The 19,609-nt window shown below is 68.0% G+C and carries 18 protein-coding genes; 13 read left to right on the top strand and 5 right to left on the bottom strand.

Annotated elements, in window-relative coordinates:
• Nucleotides 1-19 precede the first annotated feature (19 nt).
• The 4 genes from N7367_RS09205 (at nucleotide 20) to N7367_RS09190 (ending at nucleotide 5,475) form a co-directional block, all read left to right on the top strand.
• Entirely contained in the window at nucleotides 20-1,558 is a 1,539-nt protein-coding gene (locus tag N7367_RS09205; protein WP_279942237.1) for an N-acetylmuramoyl-L-alanine amidase, read from the top strand.
• A 131-nt stretch (nucleotides 1,559-1,689) separates the two neighbouring features.
• Complete coding sequence (gene mutL / locus N7367_RS09200; RefSeq protein WP_279942236.1) at nucleotides 1,690-3,585, top strand: DNA mismatch repair endonuclease MutL; 1,896 nt, start codon at nucleotides 1,690-1,692, stop codon at nucleotides 3,583-3,585.
• Nucleotides 3,586-3,596: 11 nt separating this feature from the next.
• On the top strand, nucleotides 3,597-4,526 hold the full coding sequence (locus N7367_RS09195; protein WP_279942235.1) for a DUF1684 domain-containing protein: 930 nt from the start codon (nucleotides 3,597-3,599) through the stop codon (nucleotides 4,524-4,526).
• Nucleotide 4,527: 1 nt separating this feature from the next.
• Nucleotides 4,528-5,475, top strand: a complete 948-nt coding sequence (locus N7367_RS09190) for a TraB/GumN family protein (RefSeq protein WP_279942234.1) — start codon at nucleotides 4,528-4,530, stop codon at nucleotides 5,473-5,475.
• Between the two features lie 77 nt (nucleotides 5,476-5,552).
• Here N7367_RS09190 and phaR read toward each other — a convergent pair whose 3' ends face one another.
• The 3 genes from phaR to gluQRS form a co-directional block, all read right to left on the bottom strand.
• Nucleotides 5,553-6,086: a polyhydroxyalkanoate synthesis repressor PhaR gene (gene phaR / locus N7367_RS09185; RefSeq protein ID WP_053520096.1), complete on the bottom strand. Its 534-nt coding sequence runs from the start codon at nucleotides 6,084-6,086 to the stop codon at nucleotides 5,553-5,555.
• A 184-nt stretch (nucleotides 6,087-6,270) separates the two neighbouring features.
• Nucleotides 6,271-7,011, bottom strand: coding sequence for an acetoacetyl-CoA reductase (gene phbB / locus N7367_RS09180; RefSeq protein ID WP_065175510.1), 741 nt, complete (start codon nucleotides 7,009-7,011; stop codon nucleotides 6,271-6,273).
• Nucleotides 7,012-7,028: 17 nt separating this feature from the next.
• On the bottom strand, nucleotides 7,029-7,949 hold the full coding sequence (gene gluQRS / locus N7367_RS09175; RefSeq protein WP_279942233.1) for a tRNA glutamyl-Q(34) synthetase GluQRS: 921 nt from the start codon (nucleotides 7,947-7,949) through the stop codon (nucleotides 7,029-7,031).
• A gap of 93 nt (nucleotides 7,950-8,042) precedes the next feature.
• On the opposite strand from gluQRS, the gene htpX reads away from it, so the two are divergent.
• The gene (htpX, locus tag N7367_RS09170; RefSeq protein ID WP_053520093.1) at nucleotides 8,043-8,909 is read left to right on the top strand and encodes a protease HtpX; all 867 of its coding nucleotides are present in this window, start codon (nucleotides 8,043-8,045) and stop codon (nucleotides 8,907-8,909) included.
• 479 nt (nucleotides 8,910-9,388) lie between these two features.
• Here the strand turns inward: htpX and N7367_RS09165 are convergent, their stop codons facing one another.
• Nucleotides 9,389-10,216, bottom strand: coding sequence for an inositol monophosphatase family protein (locus N7367_RS09165; protein ID WP_053520092.1), 828 nt, complete (start codon nucleotides 10,214-10,216; stop codon nucleotides 9,389-9,391).
• A 120-nt stretch (nucleotides 10,217-10,336) separates the two neighbouring features.
• Between N7367_RS09165 and N7367_RS09160 the strand changes: the two genes are divergently transcribed.
• From N7367_RS09160 to N7367_RS09150, 3 genes are read left to right on the top strand one after another with little or no spacing between them, the layout of a single operon-like run.
• A complete protein-coding gene (locus tag N7367_RS09160) occupies nucleotides 10,337-11,107 on the top strand; it encodes an RNA methyltransferase (RefSeq protein WP_279942232.1) in 771 nt (256 codons plus the stop codon).
• Nucleotides 11,108-11,154: 47 nt separating this feature from the next.
• Complete coding sequence (locus N7367_RS09155; protein WP_164150581.1) at nucleotides 11,155-12,087, top strand: phosphate/phosphite/phosphonate ABC transporter substrate-binding protein; 933 nt, start codon at nucleotides 11,155-11,157, stop codon at nucleotides 12,085-12,087.
• Nucleotides 12,084-14,210, top strand: coding sequence for an EAL domain-containing protein (locus tag N7367_RS09150; protein WP_053520089.1), 2,127 nt, complete (start codon nucleotides 12,084-12,086; stop codon nucleotides 14,208-14,210). The genes N7367_RS09155 and N7367_RS09150 overlap by 4 nt, the downstream gene beginning before the upstream one ends.
• A 60-nt stretch (nucleotides 14,211-14,270) precedes the next feature.
• On the opposite strand, the gene epmB is transcribed toward N7367_RS09150, so the two are convergent.
• Nucleotides 14,271-15,287 (bottom strand): EF-P beta-lysylation protein EpmB, encoded by a 1,017-nt coding sequence (gene epmB / locus N7367_RS09145; RefSeq protein ID WP_279942231.1) that lies wholly within the window; start codon nucleotides 15,285-15,287, stop codon nucleotides 14,271-14,273.
• A 121-nt stretch (nucleotides 15,288-15,408) separates the two neighbouring features.
• Here epmB and efp point away from each other — a divergent pair, with 121 nt between their 5' ends.
• The 5 genes from efp (at nucleotide 15,409) to N7367_RS09120 (ending at nucleotide 19,575) form a co-directional block, all read left to right on the top strand.
• The gene (efp, locus tag N7367_RS09140) at nucleotides 15,409-15,975 is read left to right on the top strand and encodes an elongation factor P (RefSeq protein WP_053520087.1); all 567 of its coding nucleotides are present in this window, start codon (nucleotides 15,409-15,411) and stop codon (nucleotides 15,973-15,975) included.
• Between the two features lie 107 nt (nucleotides 15,976-16,082).
• Nucleotides 16,083-17,426 carry a TRZ/ATZ family hydrolase gene (locus N7367_RS09135; RefSeq protein WP_053520086.1) on the top strand — a complete coding sequence of 448 codons (1,344 nt, stop codon included), beginning with the start codon at nucleotides 16,083-16,085 and terminating at the stop codon, nucleotides 17,424-17,426.
• Nucleotides 17,427-17,450: 24 nt separating this feature from the next.
• Nucleotides 17,451-18,167 (top strand): bifunctional 2-polyprenyl-6-hydroxyphenol methylase/3-demethylubiquinol 3-O-methyltransferase UbiG, encoded by a 717-nt coding sequence (gene ubiG, locus N7367_RS09130; RefSeq protein WP_065175506.1) that lies wholly within the window; start codon nucleotides 17,451-17,453, stop codon nucleotides 18,165-18,167.
• Nucleotides 18,164-18,859, top strand: a complete 696-nt coding sequence (locus N7367_RS09125) for a phosphoglycolate phosphatase (RefSeq protein WP_279942230.1) — start codon at nucleotides 18,164-18,166, stop codon at nucleotides 18,857-18,859. The genes ubiG and N7367_RS09125 overlap by 4 nt, the downstream gene beginning before the upstream one ends.
• Before the next feature lie 11 nt (nucleotides 18,860-18,870).
• Complete coding sequence (locus N7367_RS09120; RefSeq protein ID WP_111186434.1) at nucleotides 18,871-19,575, top strand: squalene/phytoene synthase family protein; 705 nt, start codon at nucleotides 18,871-18,873, stop codon at nucleotides 19,573-19,575.
• The last annotated feature ends 34 nt before the right edge of the window (nucleotides 19,576-19,609 follow it).

Raw genomic sequence — 19,609 nt, 5'->3', positions numbered from 1 at the left:
GGTGATTGAATCCTGAGCCATGCGTCTGGGGAACCGTCTCATCGCCATCTGTGCCGCCGTCGGACTGGGTCTGGCGAGCCTCAGCGCGTGGGCGGGTGAAGTCCGCCAGGTACAGCTGAATACAGGCTCCACCGGCACCCGCGCGGAAATCTCTCTGGTCGGCAGTGGCGGCTACAAAACGCTGTCGCTGGCCAACCCGAACCGGCTGGTGGTCGATTTCCCGGACTCCACTGCCGTGCGCAACCTGAAGATGCCGGCCGCGCAGGGCGTGGTGACGGCAGTGCGCACCGGACAACCGGTTCCGGGCACCTTCCGTGTTGTTTTCGATCTTGCGGAGTCCGTGGCGCCGTTCCGCCCGCAGATGCAGCGCGAAGGAGAGGCGTCGAAGCTGGTGATCGAATGGCCGGGTGACAGCCCGGGCGTGGCCGCTGCGGCGCCGGCTCCGGTTGCCACGACCACGCAGACGACGGCACCCAGCATGCAGACGCGCAGCGACGCCGCCCGCGCTACCGCGTTGTTGACCGCGCAGGTGCAGCAGCAGGCCAGTGCCACGGCTGCCGCCCCGGCCGCGCCCACGCCGGCGCCGTCCACCGCGCCCGTGCAGGTGGCCGCTGCGGGCACCAGCGCCAGCAGCACCCCGGCGGCATCGTCGCCCGCGGCGATCCTGGCCGGCCAGCGCACCGCGGCGGTGGTGAGCAATCCGCCAGCCCCGGCACCGGTACCGGCATCGCCGCCGCCCGAACCGCCGCGTCCGGCGATGCCCAGCGACGCTTCGCGCATCCGTATGCAGCCTGGCATGCGGCACCTGGTGGTGGCGATCGATCCCGGCCACGGCGGACAGGATCCGGGCGCGATCGGACCCACCGGCAAGCGCGAGAAAGACGTTACCCTAGCGGTGGCGCGTGAGCTGGCCCGTCAGGTCAATGCCACGCCGGGCCTGAAAGCCTATCTGACCCGCGACAGCGACGTGTTCATCCCGCTGCCGATGCGCGCACAGAAGGCCCGCGCGAACAAGGCTGACATCTTCATCTCGATTCATGCGGACGCCGCCGAGAACCGCTCGGCGACCGGTTCATCGGTGTACGTGCTGTCCACCAAGGGTGCCTCGTCGCAGCGTGCGCGCTGGCTGGCGGACAAGGAAAACGCCGCCGATCTGGTCGGTGGTGTGCGCCTGCAGCAGACTGAAGGCACGCTGGCCAACGTTCTGCTCGATCTGGCGCAGAGCGGTTACATGAAAGCGTCCGAAGATGCGGCCGGTCATGTGCTGGGTGGACTGAAGCGGATCGGCAACAACCACAAGCCAAACATCGAGCGGGCCAACTTCGCGGTGCTGCGCACCTCGGACATGCCGGCGATGCTGGTGGAAACCGCCTTCATCTCCAATCCGGACGAGGAGCGCCGCCTGATCGACCCGGGCTACCAGCGCAAGATCGCCGGTGCGGTGCTCGATGGCGTGCACACGTTCTTCAGCCGGCAGCCGCCGCCGGGGACGCTCTACGCGGCCCGCGCACAGGCCGAGATCGACGCGGCTGCCACCATGGCCGGCGGCAGCAAGTAGGCCGCACCCTGTTGGACCGGCCATGCCTGGGGCGTGGCGCATCATCGGCATCGCACAGGTGATCCGGCTCGACTCTCCACGCGGTACCTCCGCTATCATCGGCGCATGAAGTCTGCTGCCTACCTTGCCCCATGAGCGCGCCCGGCCCGCGCCCGATCCGGCCTTTGCCGGACATCCTGATCAACCAGATCGCCGCCGGCGAGGTGGTCGAGCGCCCCGCGTCGGTGGTCAAGGAGCTGGTCGAGAATGCGATCGATGCCGGCGCCAGCCGTGTCGACATCGACCTGGAAGAAGGCGGCGTGCGCCTGATCCGCATCCGCGACAACGGCAGTGGCATCGCAGCGGAGCAGCTGCCATTGGCCGTCTCGCGGCACGCCACCAGCAAGATCGCCAACCTGGACGATCTGGAGTCGGTGGCCACGCTCGGGTTCCGCGGCGAAGCGCTGCCATCGATCGCGTCGGTCAGTCGTTTCACCCTGGCGTCGCGCCGCGCAGATGACGAGCACGGTTCCGCGCTGCAGATCGATGGCGGCAAGATCGGCGAGGTCACGCCGCGCGCGCACGCACCGGGTACCACGGTGGAAGTGCGCGAGCTGTTCTACAACGTGCCCGCGCGACGCAAGTTCCTGCGCGCCGAGCGCACCGAACTGGGGCACATCGAAGAATGGCTGCGCTCGCTGGCGCTGGCGCGGCCGGACGTCGAGCTGCGGGTTTCGCACAATGGCAAGGCATCACGCCGCTACAAGCCGGGTGACCTGTATTCGGACGCGCGCCTGTCCGAGACACTGGGCGATGATTTCGCGCTGCAGGCGGTGCGCGTGGACCACAGCGGCGCGGGCCTGCGCCTGCACGGCTGGATCGCGCAGCCGCATTATTCGCGGGCCAGTACCGACCAGCAGTACCTGTACGTCAACGGCCGTTCGGTGCGCGACCGCAGCGTTGCCCACGCGGTGAAGATGGCCTACGGCGATGTGCTGTTCCATGGCCGGCAACCGGCCTACGTGCTGTTCCTGGAACTCGACCCCACGCGCGTCGACGTCAACGTGCATCCGGCCAAGCACGAAGTGCGTTTCCGTGATGCGCGGCTGGTCCATGATTTCGTCTATCGCACGTTGAAGGACGCGCTGGCCGATACCCGAGCCGGCGTGTCGGCGCAGGAGATCGGTGCAGGTGCCGGGCAGGCAGCGGAAGCGGGGGCAGCAGCGGCGTCATCGACCGTGGGCGCGTCCGGATTCGGTCTGGTCCGTGGTCCTGCTCCGGGGGCGGGCGGCGGTGGCGGATATCAGGGATGGCGCCCGCAGCAGCCGCTGGGCCTGCAGGTTGCCGATGCGCCGGCCGCCTACGCCGCGCTCTATGCCACGCCTGCTGCAGGCGAAGGCGGCACCGCGCAGCCTGCGATGCCGAGCGGAAACGGCCTGCCGGACACCCGTGCAGACGCGGGCGTGCCGCCCCTGGGGTATGCGATCGCGCAGCTGCATGGCATCTACATCCTGGCCGAGAATGCCGAAGGCCTGATCGTGGTCGACATGCACGCGGCGCACGAACGCATCGGCTACGAGCGGCTGAAGAACGCGCACGATGGTATCGGCCTGCAGTCGCAGCCGTTGCTCGTGCCGATCACGCTGGCGGTGGGCGAACGCGAAGCGGACACCGCAGAGAGCGAGGCCGCGACGCTGGCCTCGCTTGGTTTCGAGGTGACGCGGGCCGGCCCGGGCTCGCTGCATGTGCGCAGCATTCCCGCGCTGCTGGCCCACGCCGAGCCGGAGGGGCTGCTGCGCGATGTGCTGACCGACCTGCGTGAGCACGGCCAGAGCCGCCGCGTAGCGAGCGCGCGCGATGAACTGCTGTCGACCATGGCCTGCCATGGCGCTGTGCGAGCCAATCGCCGGCTGACGGTGCCGGAAATGAACGCCCTGCTGCGCGACATGGAGATCACCGAGCGATCCGGCCAGTGCAACCACGGCCGGCCGACCTGGGCCCGTTTTTCGCTGGCGGAGATCGACCGCTGGTTCCTGCGCGGACGTTGAGGGGAGCATCGATGGCGTATCGGGGAATGGGCGGCCTGCTGGCTGTCTTGTTGCTGGCAGCCTGCAGTCCGGCGCCGCCGCCGGCGCCTGCGGTGGTGGAAGACCCGGCATACGCCGCAGCGCAGCAGCAATGGCGCGTGGCGCGTTATCAGGATCTGACGCGGCCTGATGGCTGGACAGCGCTGGTCGGGCTGCACTGGCTGCAGAACAGCTCGCACTTCGTTGGCAGCGGTGCCACCAATGGCGTCCGCCTGGCAGTGGGGCCGGACAAGCTCGGCCTGCTGCGGCGCGAGGGCCGGCAATGGTGGTTCACGCCGGAAGCCGGGGCGGAGCTCACTCACAATGGCCAGCCGGTGAGGGGGCGCATCCGCATGGATACCGACAAGGATCCGCAGCCCACCCTGCTTGCCTTCGACGGTGGCAAGGGCCAGCTCAGCCTGATCCGGCGTGGTCCGCGCGATGCGCTGAGGGTCAAGCATGCCGATGCGCCTGCACGCCGGGATTTCGTCGGCCTGCAGTACTGGCCGGGAGGTCCCGACTGGCAGGTGCAGGCGCGCTTCGTTGCGCACGCACCGGGCAAGACCTTGCCGATCGTCGACATCACCGGACTGACCACCGACATGCCCAATGCCGGTGCCGTCGAGTTCGAGCGTGATGGCCGGACCTGGCGGCTGGAGGCGATCGGTGCCCCCGGCGAGCCCCTGTTCCTGATTTTCGCGGACCGCACCAGCGGTCGCGGCAGCTATCCCGCTGGCCGCTATCTGGATACCGGCGCCCCCGGCACCGATGGCCGCGTGCTCATCGATTTCAACCACGCCTACAACCCGCCCTGCGCGTTCACGCCCTACGCGACCTGCCCGTTGGCGCCGCCGGAGAACCGGCTGGACCTTCGCGTGGACGCGGGTGAAAAGGCCTACCACCTGCCTGAAGGAGAAGGCTGACATGATGATCAGACACCTGTTACACGCCGCCCTGTTGCTGCTGGCCTGCGCGGTGGCGCCACTGGCGCAGGCGCGCAATGCCCCGGCCGCTGAAGGTGCGTCGGTCAAGCCGCCGGTACCGCTGCTGTGGAAGGTCACCGGCCCCGGCGATTCACGGCTGTCTCTGCTGGGCTCGTTCCATCTGTTGAAGCCGCAGGACTATCCGCTGTCGGCCGACGTGGAGCAGGCCTTCGGGGCCTCGCAGCGCGTGTTGTTCGAACTCTCGCCGGAAGACATGCAGTCGCCGCAGCTGGCCAGCCGCATGGTGCAGGCCGCCGTGCGCACCGACGGCAGCGAACTGAAGCGTGATCTCGATGCAGCGACCTGGCAGAAGCTGCAGGCCTTCGCCGCCGTGAACAAGCTGCCGCTGGCGCAGATGCAGGGCATGAAACCCTGGTTTGTCGGCCTGAGCATTTCAGTGGGGCAGATGCAGAAGATGGGCCTGGACCCGGCCCTCGGTCTGGACCGTCACTTCATGGAGCGCGCACAGGCGACCGGGCGCAGCACCGGTGGTCTGGAGGACATCGATACGCAGATCGGCATGCTTGATGGGATGTCGGTGCAGGAGCAGCGGCAGATGCTGTCCGAAGCCCTCGATCAGGCCGACAAGGGTGATGAACAGGCGCGCATGCTGCACGACGCATGGCGCCGCGGTGACGAGCGCCTGCTGTGGACGAAAATGGCTGCCGAGATGCGCCAGCAGTATCCGCAGCTGTATCAGCGCATCAATACCGGCCGCAATGATGCCTGGGTGCCGAAGCTGGTGCCCTATCTGCAGGCGGGGCAGGGTGGCACGCTGGTGGTGGTTGGCACGCTGCATCTGCTCGGCAGCGATGGCGTGGTCGAGAAGCTCAGGGCGAAGGGCTACAAGGTCGAGCGCGTCTGCACGGCGTGCAAGGCGAAGCGCTGACGTCTGCCTGCGGATGACCCGCAGACGAAAACGGCGCGCCAGTGGCGCGCCGTTTTCATGTCAGTCCCTGTCGTAGCTCAGCGGCGGGTCTTGCCGCCGGTGCCGGTGCCCGGTTCGTTCGGCTTGCTGCCGGTTCCGGTTCCCGTGCCGGTTCCGCCGGGGCGGGGGCCGCCGAAGCCGGTGCCCATGCTGCGCTGGAATTCCTGCCACAGCTCCAGGTTGCGTTCGGTCAGCTGGTTCATCATCGCCCACGGCGTCTGGCCCAGCAGGTTGCCCATCTGCTGGCGGAACTGCTGCTGCTGGTCCAGGAACACCTGCATGCTGCGTTCCAGGTAGTTGCCCATGAATCCCTGCAGGGAGTCGCCGTAGAAGCGGATCAGCTGGCTCAGCAACTGGGTGGAGAGCATCGGCTCGCCGTCCTGCTCCTGGTCGGCGATGATCTGCAGCAGGACCGAACGGGTAAGGTCGTCGCCGCTCTTGGCGTCGCGGACCTCGAAGTCTTCACCGTCCAGTATCAGCTGGCGGACGTCCTCGATGGTGATGTAGCTGGAAATCTCGGTGTCGTAGAGACGGCGGTTCGGATACTTCTTGATGATGCGGGTCGCAGCCATGAAGCGGTCACTCGTCACAGTAGACGCGCAGCATGGCGCAGTGCAGCAGCCGTTGCAACCGCCCCAACCCCCGCCAGGCTTGGCTTTCACGGCGGATCATGTTGCGCAACAAGGGTTTGCGTGCTGCGCAGCATGACCGCAGGCAGGTGCGGTCCGGCACGTGACCGGCCGCCCCCCGCGCGGCTCACCAGCCCATGTGGTGGCCGCCGTTGATGTCCAGGTTGCTGCCGGTGATCCATGAGGCCTCCTCGGCCACCAGGAAGGACACGCCGTAGGCGATCTCCTCCGGCTTGCCCAGGCGCCCGGTCGGAATGTCGGCGATGATCTTGGCCCGCACTTCCTCCGGCACGGCCATGACCATGTCCGTGGCGACATAGCCCGGCGAAATGGTATTGACGGTGATGCCGAAGCCCGCGTTCTCGCGCGCCAGTGAGATGGTGAAGCCGTGCATGCCGGCCTTGGCGGCGGCGTAGTTGGCCTGGCCGTACTGGCCCTTCAGACCGTTGATCGAGCTGATCTGGATGACCCGGCCCCAGCCGCGGCGACGCATGCCTTCGATGACCGGGCGGGTGACGTTGAACACCGAATTGAGGTTGGTGTTGATCACGTCATGCCACTGGTCCGCACGCATCCGGTGGAAGGTCGTATCGCGGGTGATGCCGGCGTTGTTGACCAGGATCTCCACCGGGCCCAGTTCGTTTTCGACGGCGCGCACCATCGCTTCGGCACTGTCCGGATCGGACACGTCGCCGGCGAAGATGGACACGCTGTAGCCGCGTTCGGTCATCGCCTGTTGCCAGGCGCGGGCCTTGGCTTCATCACGATAGTTGGTGGCGACCCGGTGGCCCTGGTCGGCCAGGCGTTGGCAGATGGCGGTGCCGATGCCGCCGGTTCCGCCGGTGACCAGTGCGACGCGAGATGTCATGGAATGCAGTCCGGGTTTCAGGTGGGGGAAGGGGGATTCTGCAACATCGGCGCGGAAAGTGCGCCCGTCGGCAACAGGATGTCCGTGCGTGGCAGGCGGGCCGGATCGAATGCCTGCCGGGCCGCCGCGAGCAGGTCGTGCAGATCGTCGTGACCCTCGAGTGCGGCGGGCGACTGGCCGAGCAGGCCCCACAACTGACGCAGCACCGGCACCGGGCGGGCGCTGTCGACCGGCAGCGCGGCCAGCGACTTGGACAGCTTGTGCCCGGGCGCGTCCAGCAGCAGGGGCAGGTGCCAGTATCGCGGCACTGCCAGTCCGAGTGCCTGCTGCAGCAGGATCTGCCGCGCGGTGGAGTCGAGCAGGTCGGCGCCGCGCACCACGTCGGTGACGCCCTGCGCGGCATCGTCGACCACCACCGCCAGCTGGTAGGCCCAGCACCCGTCGGCGCGGCGCAGCACGAAATCACCCACCTCGGCGTGGACGTCCTGCACCTGACGGCCGCGCAGGCCATCGTCGAACTGCACCACGCTGCCGGCCGGTACGCGGAAGCGGACGGCAGGGTCCGGTCGGGGCTGCCGCGCGACGCAGCGATGGTGGATGCCCCCCCGGGCTGCCAGTTCGCTGCGGCTGCAGTGGCAGATGAAGGCCAGCCCGCTGGCCAGCAGCCTGTCCAGAGCCTGCTGGTAAGCATCGCCACGTTCGCTCTGCCACAGCACCGGACCATCGTGGGCCAGGCCGAATGCCGCCAGTGCCTGCAACTGCGAGTGCGCAGCCCCGGGCACGGTGCGTGGGGGATCGATGTCCTCGATGCGCAGCCGCCACAGGCCATGGTGATGGCGCGCGAGCAGCCAGCTGCCGAATGCAGCCAGCAGGGAGCCGGGGTGTAGCAGGCCGGTAGGCGAGGGCGCGAAGCGGCCGCAGGAAAGGGGGGAGGTCATGCTGGCTGAATCGTCGGTCAGGTTGGTGCTTGAATTCAAGCTGACCGCACCGCAAATTGGCGGATATCGACCCCTTCCGAGCCGGAATTTCCCATGTTTACCCGCATCGCACTCTTTCTAGCCACCAACTTTGCAGTGCTGATCCTGGCCGGCATCGTGATGTCGCTGCTGGGGGTCAATCCGAACCAGATGAGCGGCCTGCTGGTGATGGCTGCGATTTTCGGCTTCGGCGGTTCCTTCATCTCGCTGCTGTTGTCCAAGTGGATGGCCAAGCGCTCCACCGGCGCGGTGGTGATCACCGAGCCACGCAACCAGACCGAGCGCTGGCTGCTGGCCACCGTCGAGCGCCAGGCCAAGGCGGCCGGCATCGGGATGCCCGAAGTGGCGGTCTACGATGGCCCGGAGATCAACGCGTTCGCCACCGGCGCCAACCGCAACAACGCGCTGGTGGCGGTGTCCACCGGTCTGCTGCAGAACATGAGCGAAGACGAGGCCGAAGCCGTACTGGGCCACGAGATCGCCCACGTGGCGAATGGTGACATGATCACCATGGCGCTGCTGCAGGGTGTGCTGAACACCTTCGTGATCGTGCTGGCGCGCGTGGTCGGCGGCGTCATCGACAGCGCGCTGTCGGGCAACCGCGAAGGCGGCGGCCGCGGGTTCGCCTACTACATCATCGTGTTCGTGCTGGAGATGGTGTTCGGCCTGTTCGCGACCATGATCTCGATGTGGTTCTCGCGCCATCGTGAGTTCCGCGCCGATGCCGGTGGCGCCTCGCTGGCGGGTCGCCAGAAGATGATCGCCGCGCTGGAGCGCCTGCAGCTCAACCACGGCCAGAGCACGCTGCCGACCCAGATCGCCGCCTTCGGCATCGCCGGTTCGACCGCGAAGAAGCTGTTCATGAGCCATCCGCCGCTGGAAGAGCGCATCGCCGCGCTGCGGGCCTCGACGGTGGTGTAAGCCTCCGGTTGCAACGCACTGCTACAGGAACGCCCGGCCCCGTGCCGGGCGTTTCTGTTTGCGCGTCGGCAGCATCGACGCGTGCCCGCAGGATCGTTTCCGCGACTGCGGAGGGGTGTCACTTTCAAGGTCGAAGGCGAAGCGGCCGCTTCGCTCGCCGGGCATGGCCCGGCGCTACCCGTCATCGTCGTGCAGCTGTGGTTCTTGACCTTGGGTCCGCCTTGAGCGAGCCGAGCACCGCAGGTCCGGCGAGGGCGAAGAGGTGCGGGTGTCTGAGCGCAGCGAGTTCCCGCACCGTCCCTCGACGGACCGAGGAGCGCAGGGAACCGGCGTGCACAGCACGTCGGCTCGCGTCCTGGCGGCGTGTTTCTTTGGTTACTTTCTTTGCACGAGCAAAGAAAGTGACAAGCACGATCACTGCGGATACGAAAACGGCACCTTCACAGGTGCCGTCTCCATGAACCGCTTTACAGGGAAGCTCAGAACTTCGCGTCGAACTCGGCTGCATAGCCCGTGTTGACCAGCACCTTCTGCAGCGACTCGGCCACCTTCAGGTTGCCCGCCACCACCTGCTGGGTTTCCGGACCGCGGTTGTCCATGCGTGCAAGCGGCGCTCCCTTGAAATCGCACACCTTGCCACCGGCCTCGCGCACCAGCAGCACGCCGGCCGCGATGTCCCAGGCCTTCACCCCGGCCTCGAAGTAGGCGTCGGCGCGACCGCAGGCGACGTAGGCCAGGTCCAGCGCAGCGGAACCGGTACGGCGGATGTCCTCGGCCTGCACCAGCAGGGCATCGACCGCCTTCAACTGGGCGCCGGCACGGGCGCGCTCGCGCGGAGCGAAGCCGGTCTGGATCATGGTGCCGCCCAGGTCCTTGCGATCCGCCACGCGGATGCGACGGTCGTTCAGCACGGCGCCCGCGCCACGGCTGGCGGTGAACAGCTCGTTGCGCAGCGGATCGAAGATGACCGCGTCGGTCGGCTCGCCGTTCTCGACCAGGGCGATCGATACACAGTAGTGGGGCACGCCGCGCAGGTAGTTGCTGGTGCCGTCCAGCGGATCGATGACCCACATGTGGCGATGTTCGCCCTGCACGCCGCCTTCCTCGCCAAACACGCCGTACTCGGGATATGCGCGCTTGAGCTCCTTGACGATGACCTTTTCCGCATCCGCATCGACTTCGCTGGCGTAGTCCATCCGCCCCTTCTGCACCACGTTCAGTGCCTCGAGCTTGTTGATGTTGCGCAACAGGACGTTGCCGGCGAGGCGGGCGGCCTTGACCATGACGGTGACGGCGGGTTTCTGCATGGCGTGGGCTCCCGGAAAGGCAGAAGGGTAGGACTGGCGGGGGAAAAGAGCGGGTCCGGCGCAGTGGCCGGCCGCACAGTTTACCATTGGTCATCGTCCAGCTCGACCTTTTCCCTGTTCATGTCCCAGTTCCCCGCCGCCACCCGCCTCCGATTCGTCCTGGTCGGAACCCAGCATCCCGGCAACATGGGCGCCGCCGCCCGCGCCCTGAAGACCATGGGCCTGGCCCGCCTGGTACTGGTGGCCCCGGAAAAACCGCTGGACGAGGAGGCATTCCGCCGCTCGGCCGGCGCCGAGGACGTGCTCGGCGATGCGCCCGTGGTGGCCACCCTGGCCGAGGCCGTCGCCGACTGCCGTCTGGTGCTGGGGTGTACGGCCCGCGCGCGTCGGGTCCAACTGGAGGAGTACCTGCCCGCCGACGCAGCGGCCCGTGCGGTCGCCAAGGCAGGTGACGGCGCCGAGGTGGCGCTGGTATTTGGCCGGGAACGGACCGGCCTGACCAACGAGGAGCTGCAGCTGTGCCACGCGGCGGTGCACATTCCGTCCGATCCGGCGTTCAGTTCGCTCAACCTCGCCGCCGCCGTGCAGGTGCTGGCCTACGAGGTGCGCATGCAGCTGCTCGGCGCCCAGCCTGCCGTTGGCGCCGAACCGGGCTTTCGTGAGCAGGTGGCCAGCCACGAACAGATGGAGAGCTTCTTCGCCCAGCTTGGCGACACCCTGGACGAGATCGATTTCCACAAGGGCCGTGCGCCGGAGTCGGCGATGCGCAAGCTGCGCCGCCTGTTCCTGCGCAGCGAGCCGAGCGAGCAGGAAGTGCGGTTGCTGCGCGGCATCCTGGCCGATGCCCAGCGCATGGCTCGTCTGGCCAAGCCGGGCAGTCACAACGGCTGACGACGTTCTCATTTTTTCGGGTAGTCTGTCCGGATACCCAGGGGGGGATGAAACCGGTGTCGGGTCTGCGAACGGCAATGCAGGGGGCGCTGCTGAGCCTGGCCATGGTCCTGCTGGCCGGAACGGTGCGCGCTGCGCCGGATCCGGTGCTGGTGCTGGGCCGGATCAGCGACGATCCCAAGGCCCATTACCAGCAGCTGCAGCCGCTGCTGGACTACGTGGTGGCACGCATGCACGACGTCGGCATCCAGGAGGGGAGGATACTGATGGCGCGTGATCCGCAGCAGATGGCCAGCTATCTGCGGCGGGGGCAGGTCGACTGGGTCACGGAAACCGCCGGAACCGCAGTGGCGTTGGGGCAGCGCAGCGGTGCGCGGCCGTTGCTGCTGACCGAGCGCAATGGCGTGCGTGAGTACCAGACCGTATTCTTCGTGCGCCGCGACAGCCCGTTCCAGCGGCTGGAGGACCTGCGGGGCCACCGCCTTGCGCTGCAGAACACCGCATCCACCAGCGCCTACCTGGTGCCGGTGATGACGTTGCTGGGCCACGGGTTGTCCCCACAGATCCTCGCGGGTACGTGGGACGCTCCGGGCACGGACAGCGTCGGCTATGTGTTCGCCCGTAGCGAGCTGAACATCGCCACCTACGTGCACAAGGGCGTGGCCGATGCGGGCGCGGTGAGCAGCGTGGACTGGAACGATGAGCGGCGCATGCCGCGGGCGTTCCGGCGCGACTTCCGCGAACTGTTGCGCACGGAGCCCTATCCTCGCGCCGTGGAGGTGGTGCGCGCCGACCTGGATGCACGCGTCCGTGATCGCCTGCAGGAGGTCCTGCTGCAGGCGGCCAGTGATCCGCAGGCACAGGCAGCGCTGCACCGTTTTTTTGGTACTTCCGGTTTCCACCGCGTCGACGCGCATGCGCAGCAGCGGCTGGATGAATTGAAACAAGGATTGACGCGCGTGCGGATGGAAGTGGAATGAAGTGGCTCGGCTCGGGAATGCAGGCGCGGTTCCTGCTCGCGATGGGCGGGGCGATGCTTGTGGTGGTGGCGATCCTGGCGGTGCTGCTGGGGCGGCAGGCGGCGATGCAGAGCGAGGTGCGCAACCTCAGCGGCGGCGTCATCCATGAACTGTTCGACCGCAGCGTGCGCAGCCGCGGCGAAGCGATTGCCCGTGAGCTTTCCGATGCGCTGGCCAACCCGCTGTACTACCACGATCTGGACCAGGTCGGCGCACTGGTGCGCAGCACGTCGCGGCAGCCCGTGGTGCGCTATGTGCTGGTGTTCGACGAACGTGGCCGGCTGGTGCACGACGGTTCGGTGGAGGTCGCCGCCTTCGGTCAGCCGATGGGAGACCCCCTTGCACCGGGCGCGATCGCCGCGCGGACGCTGGTGGTGCAGCAGTCGCCAAAGGTGCTCGACAACACGATGCCGATCATGGTCGGCAACCAGCGCATCGGCGGCGTCCGCGTCGGCATGGCGCTGGACGAAGTGCAGCAGCGCGAGCAGGCCGCCAACGCAACGCTGGGCGAGCGCCTGCAGCAGGTCGGCAGCCGTCATCTGGGCTGGCTGCTGCTGATGCTCGGCCTGCTGGTGGTGATCGGCGTGGCGGTGATCTTCTACGTGCAGCGCACCCTGGTCGCGCCGATCCGCGACCTGGCGGTGGCGGCCCGTCGCATCGAAGCCGGCGACTACCAGGCGCCGCTGCTGGAGAATACCCGCGACGACGAGGTCGGCGAGCTGGTGCGGGGATTCGCCCGCATGCGTGATGCCATCGCCCGCCACGACCGCGAGGTGCGGCACATGGCCTACACCGACGCACTGACCGGCCTGACCAACCGCTTGGCGTTCCGCGAAGCCCTGGACCACCGGCTGATGGCCGCGCGTGCGTCCAAGCAGCGGCTGGGCCTGTTGTTTGCGGACATCGACGATTTCAAGCGGGTCAACGATACCCTCGGGCATGAAGCGGGCGACGAAGCACTGCTGCAGTTTGCCCAGCGGATCGGCCGCGCCGTCGCCGAGGCCGGGGGCGATGAGGCGCTGCTGGCCCGTTTTGGCGGCGACGAGTTCGTGATCCTGGTCGGCGACGGCGATGTCGCTGCCAATGCGCGGCTGCTGGCCGAGGTGCTGGTGCGCGAACTGGGCAAGCCGCTGGTGGTACAGGGCAGGGAGCTGTTCCTGGGCACCTCCATCGGCGTGACCCTGTTCCCGGACGATGCCGCAGACGCGACCACACTGCTGAAGAACGGCGACATCGCCATGTACCAGGCGAAGATGGCCGGCAAGAATTGCTACCGGTATTACAGCCGGGCGATGGACCATGCGGTCGAGCGCCGCGTGCACATGGAACAGGAACTGCGCGGCGCCTGGGAGCGCGGCGAGCTGCGCCTGGCCTACCAGCCGATCTTCCGCACCCGCGACCGGCGGATGGTCGGCGTCGAGGTACTGCTGCGCTGGCAGCACCCCACTCTGGGCACGATCCCGCCGTCGGTGTTCATCGAAGTGGCCGAGCAGAGCGGGCTGATCGAGGTGATCGGGCCGAAGGTGCTGCGCGCGGCCTGCATGGAAGCGTCGCAGTGGCCGCGCAGTGCGGGCGGCGATGATCTGTTCGTGTCGGTGAACGTGTCGCCCCGGCAGCTGCGTGGCGGCGAGCTGCCGTCACTGGTCGCACAGTGCCTGCATGAGTCGGGGCTGCCGGCTTCGCGCCTGCATCTGGAACTGACCGAGACCGCGGTGATCGGTGATGAGATGGTGGCCGCGCAGTTGCTGGACAAGCTGCATCGCACCGGCGTCAAGGTGTGGCTGGACGACTTCGGCACCGGCTTCTCGGGCTTGAGCCACCTGCGCCAGGTGCCCGTGGACGGCGTGAAGATCGACAAGAGTTTCATTGCCGACATGCAGCGTGATCCGGACGACCTGGCGCTGACCACGGCGATCATCGCCATGGCCCACGCGCTGGGCATCACGGTGGTTGCCGAGGGCATCGAGCAGCAGGCGCAATTCGAGCTGCTGGCCCAGCGCGGCTGCGATCTTGGCCAGGGCTACTGGCTGAGCCACCCGGTCACCGCGACCGAAGTGGTGCGGATGATCGAGTCCGGCGTCTGAATCCTGGTTCAGGGGTCAGATCCCTTTCTGCAGGAAACGGCTCTGACCCCGGCGGGATCGCTACAGCGGGCGCTTGCTCGGGTCGCCGGGGAGTTCCCGCACCAGCTTGGGAACCAGGTAGCCGGACAGGCGCGCGGTCAGGCCGGCGATCAGCTCCCTGGCGCGGGTGTCATCCACCTCGAAGTGGGCCACGCCCTCGACCCGGTCCAGCTGGTGCAGGTAATAGGGCAGCACGCCGGCGGCAAAGCTGCGTTCGCTCAGTTCCTGCAGCGCCTGCACGCTGTCGTTGACGCCACGCAGCAGCACTGCCTGGTTCAGGAGCTGGGCGCCGGTGCCACGCAGGCGCGCCATTGCCGCGTCCACGCTGGCATCGAACTCATTGCGATGGTTGGCATGGACCACGATCGCCAGCGGCCACGGCAGGCTGCCCAGCCAGGCCAGCAGCTCGTCATCGACCCGTTCCGGCAGCACGATCGGCAGCCGGGTGTGGATGCGCAGGCGACGGATGTGCGGAATCCGCCGCAGCGCGTCGGTCAGTTCGACCAGCTTGTGGGTGGCCAGCGACAGCGGGTCCCCCCCGGACAGGATCACTTCGTCGATATCCGGATCGGCGGCGATGGCGTCCACCGCTTCCCACCAGCCGCCCTTGGCGGCATTCTCAGCGGCGTAGTCGAAGTGCCGGCGGAAACAGTAGCGGCAATTGATTGCACAGCTGCCGGTGGCGATCAGCAGCGCCCGGCCCCGGTACTTCTGGATGACCCCGGTCGCCTTCCTGGCCGCACCATCGCCTACCGCGTCGAAGCTGAACCCGGGAACGACCTGCATCTCGTCATTGACCGGCAGCACCTGGCGCAGCAGCGGGTCGGCCGCATCGCCCTTGCGCATGCGGGCCACGAACCCCTCCGGTACGCGCAGCGCGAACTGGGCCATGGCCGCCTCGGACACGCCCAGTGCGACCGGGTCCAGCTCCAGCCGCGCCAGCAGTGCGTGCGGGTCGCGCAGCGCCTGGCGCCAGAGTTCCTGCCAGCGTGCGGGTGCACCCGGCGACGACGGGCGGGGAAAGGCGGAAAGCTGCATGGAGAGGGGGCCTGCGGTTATCATGGGGGCAGAAAAACAGTCGCCCACCGGCATCCGGTGGGCTTTCCATTCTACCGGCTCGCCGCACCCGCGGCGGTTTTGCCATTTGAGGAGCTTGAGCATGGCCACTGTGGGCATGAATGACGTCAAGAACGGGATGAAGATCCTGGTCAACAATGAACCGGCGGTCATCACCGATACCGAATACGTCAAGCCGGGCAAGGGCCAGGCGTTCACCCGCGTCAAGTACCGCTTCATCCGTTCGGGCCGCGTGGTCGAACTGACCATGAAGGCGACCGACGACCTGGAAGTGGCCGACGTGGTCGACACCGACATGAACTACATGTACAGCGATGGCGAGTACTGGCACTTCATGGATCCGGAGACCTTCGAGCAGGTCCAGGCCGACAAGGCCGGCATGGGCGGCGCCGAAAAGTGGCTGAAGGGCGAGGAAGCCTGCATCGTGACCCTGTTCAACGGTGCGCCGATCTTCGTGCAGCCGCCGAACTTCGTCGAGCTGAAGATCACCGAAACCGATCCGGGCGTCCGCGGTGACACCTCCGGCGGTGGCGGCAAGCCGGCCACGCTGGAAACCGGTGCCGTGGTCCGCGTGCCGCTGTTCGTCAACCAGGATGAAGTCATCCGGGTCGACACCCGTTCGGGCGAGTACTCCTCGCGCGTGAAGTAATCCGGCGCAGCCGGATGACCTGTGAGCCGGGCCCAGGCCCGGCTTTCCGGGCATCGCCCGGCGCTACCGCCTCCCGTGAGGTTCTCCCCCCAGCCAAGTGAGCCTGCATGAGCGACAGCCCGCACCTCCCCGAAGCCTGCGACCTGCTCATCGAAGCCGGCTACGTCGTTCCGATCGAACCGCATGCCGTGGTGCTGGAAGACCATGCCGTAGCCGTGCGTGGCGGCGAGATCGTGGCCGTGCTGCCGCGTGCCGAAGCGCGGGCGCGCTTCCGTGCCGCGCAGGTGGTCAGCCGTCCGGACGCCGCGCTGATGCCGGGCCTGGTCAACGCGCACACGCACAACCCGATGACCCTGCTGCGCGGCGTTGCGGATGACCTGCCGCTGATGACCTGGCTGCAGGAGCACATCTGGCCGGTGGAAGCGGCGGTGATCGGCCCCGAGTTCGTCGCCGACGGCACCACGCTGGCGATTGCCGAGATGCTGCGCGGCGGCACCACCTGCGCCAACGAGAACTACTTCTTCGGCGACGTGCAGGCGGCGGTCTACAAGAAGCATGGTTTCCGCGCGCTGGTGGGGGCGGTCATCATCGATTTCCCGACCGCCTGGGCGAAGAGCGACGACGAGTACTTCGCCAAGGCCGGGGAACTGCACGACCAGTGGCGCAACGACAGTCTGATCGGCGTCGCGTTCGCACCACATGCGCCTTACACGGTCAGCGATGCCAATTTCGAGCGGGTGCGGATGCTGTCCGACCAGCTCGACATGCAGGTGCACCTGCATACCCATGAGACCGCGCAGGAAGTCAGCGACTCGATCAGGCTGCATGGCCAGCGTCCGCTGGCGCGACTCGATCGCCTCGGCCTGGTCAATGACCGGTTGATCGCGGTGCACATGACCCAGCTGACCGACGCGGAGATCCACCTGTGCGCCGAGCGTGGCGTCAGCGTGGTGCACTGCCCGGAATCGAACCTGAAACTGGCCTCCGGTTTCTGCCCCGCCTGCGCCCTGCAGCGCGCAGGCGTGAACCTGGCCATCGGTACCGATGGCTGTGCCAGCAACAACGACCTGGACATGTTCAGCGAGAACCGCACCGCGGCGATCCTGGCCAAGGCTGTCGCCAACGACGCCACTGCGCTGGACGCGGCCACCACGTTGCGCGCTTCCACGCTCGGTGGTGCCCGTGCGCTGGGCTTCGGCGAGCGGATCGGCTCGATCGAGGTGGGCAAGCAGGCCGATCTGGTCTGCGTGGACCTGTCCGCGCTGGAAACCCAGCCGCTGCACAACGTGCTTTCGCAACTGGTGTACGCCACCGGCCGGCAGCAGGTGAGCGACGTCTGGATTGCCGGCAAGCCCAAGCTGGTGCAGCGCGAGCTGGTCGGCATGGACCTGCCGGGCATCATCGCCAACGCGCGCCAGTGGCGCGAGCGCATCCGCCATATCCGCGCCTGAACCCCGGCGCTGCAAGGATTCCCCATGACTGCCCCCCATGCTTCCTCCAATTTCGATCAGGCCGAGCTGGACAAGTTCGCCGCACTGGCCAACCGCTGGTGGGACGCCGATGGTCCGCAGAAGCCGCTGCATGCACTGAACCCGGTGCGCCTGAAGTACGTGGCCGACCGCGTGCCGCTGCGCGGCGCACGCGTGCTCGACATCGGCTGCGGTGGCGGCCTGCTGAGCGAAGCACTGGCCCAGGCCGGCGCCGATGTCACCGCCATCGATCTGGCCCCGGAGCTGGTCAAGGTCGCGCGGCTGCACGCACTGGAAAGTGGTGCCAAGGTCGACTACCGGGTGCAGGCCGCCGAGGACCTGGCCGCTGAACAGCCGGGCAGCTTCGATGTGGTGACCTGCATGGAGATGCTCGAGCACGTGCCGGACCCCGGCGCGATCATCGAGGCCTGCAGGCGGCTGCTGAAGCCGGGGGGGCACCTGTTCCTGTCGACCATCAACCGCACGGCCGCCGCATTCGCGGTGGCCATTGTCGGTGCCGAATACGTGGCGCGCCTGTTGCCGAAGGGCACCCACCACTACCAGGAATTCATCAGGCCGGCCGAACTGGCACGCTGGTTGCGCGAGGCTGATCTGCAGCTGGCTGATGTCAGCGGCATGGCATACGAGCCGTGGCGCAACCGTGCCCGCCTCAGCACCCGCACCGACATCAACTACCTGGCCTACGCGGTCAAGCCGGCATGACCGCCACGCACTTCCCGCGCGCGGTGCTGTTCGACCTGGACGGCACCCTGCTGGACAGTGCGCCGGACTTCGTTGCCACCTGCGACGCCATGCTGGCCGAACGTGGACGCGCGCCGATCGATCCGGCGCAGCTGCGCCCGGTGGTGTCCAAGGGCGCGCGGGCGATGATCGCGGCGGCCTTCCCGGACCTGGATGCGCATGCGCGCGACGCGCTGATCCCGGAGTTCCTGCAGCGCTATGAAGCGTTGATCGGCCAGCACGCGGTGCTGTTCGATGGCGTCGCCGGCATGCTCGCCGCGCTCGATGCTGCTGGAACGGTATGGGGCATCGTCACCAACAAGCCCGAGTACCTGGCGCGGTTGATCCTGCCGCAGCACGGTTGGCAGCAGCGCTGCGCCGTGCTGGTCGGCGGCGACAGCCTGGCCGAGCGCAAGCCGCACCCGCTGCCTCTGCTGCACGCTGCGCAGGCGATCGGTGTCGCGGCAAGCGACTGCGTGTATGTCGGCGACGACGAGCGCGACATCATCGCGGCGCGCGCCGCGGCCATGCCATCGGTGGCAGCGCTGTGGGGCTACCGCCTGCACAGCGACGACCCGTTGGCCTGGCAGGCCGATGTACTGGTCGAGAACGCCGCACTTCTGCAACTGGCCAGCCTGTGGCCAACCCGGCCGGCACGCCCGGCCCACCCGTAAGGACGATCGTAGTGAGCAGCACCGCGCTGGAAAGCTTCCTCGACAAATGGCGCAGCCGTTGGCCGGAATGGTCGGTGGCCGCGCCGTTCGTGGCCGAATCGCACCGTGAGTTGGCCGTAGCGTGGTTCGCGCTGCTGCAGGAATTCGACGACATGCTCAATACCAGCGGCGATCCGTTGCCGGCCGATGCCAAGCTGGCATGGTGGGGCGAGGAGCTGCGCAGCTGGGAAGGACAGCGTTCGCGCCATCCGTTGGGTCGTGTGCTGGAACCGGTGCGTGCGCCGTGGGCGCGGTTGGCGGAAACGCTGCCGGATCTGGTGGAGGCACGCACCGTCGCGCCGGATGCGGCCAGTGCCGAAGCCGCGCTGGCCCGCTACGCTGAAGCAGTCGCGGCCGTGGAAGTGGTGTTGTTCGATGACAGGCCGCGGACCGGTGCGGGCCGGGCCGTGCAGTTGCAGACGCTGGCCCAGCGCCTGCAGGACGCAGGCGTGGCCGGCGTGCCGCGCAGCCTGCTGGACGAGGACACCCGCTCCGCCGCGCAGCGCTGGGCGCAGCACCTGTTGAAGGGGTGGGGCACGCGCGTGCCAGGCCCGCGCCCGCGCCGCGTGTGGTCCAGCCTGGCCCGTGCACGCCTGACGGCCCAGGCGGCCGGCAAGCCGATCGAGGCCACCCCGCTGCGCACCCTGTTGCGGGTGTGGTGGGCCGCACGCGGCTGATTCCGTTGCCGCTGCGCTCGCCGGGCGTGGCCCG

Source organism: Stenotrophomonas sp. GD04145 (assembly GCF_029835135.1).
In the GTDB taxonomy this organism is placed as follows: domain Bacteria; phylum Pseudomonadota; class Gammaproteobacteria; order Xanthomonadales; family Xanthomonadaceae; genus Stenotrophomonas; species Stenotrophomonas maltophilia_P.
Note: the sequence above shows the minus strand (reverse complement) of the source record. Positions and strands in the feature narration are given on the sequence as shown.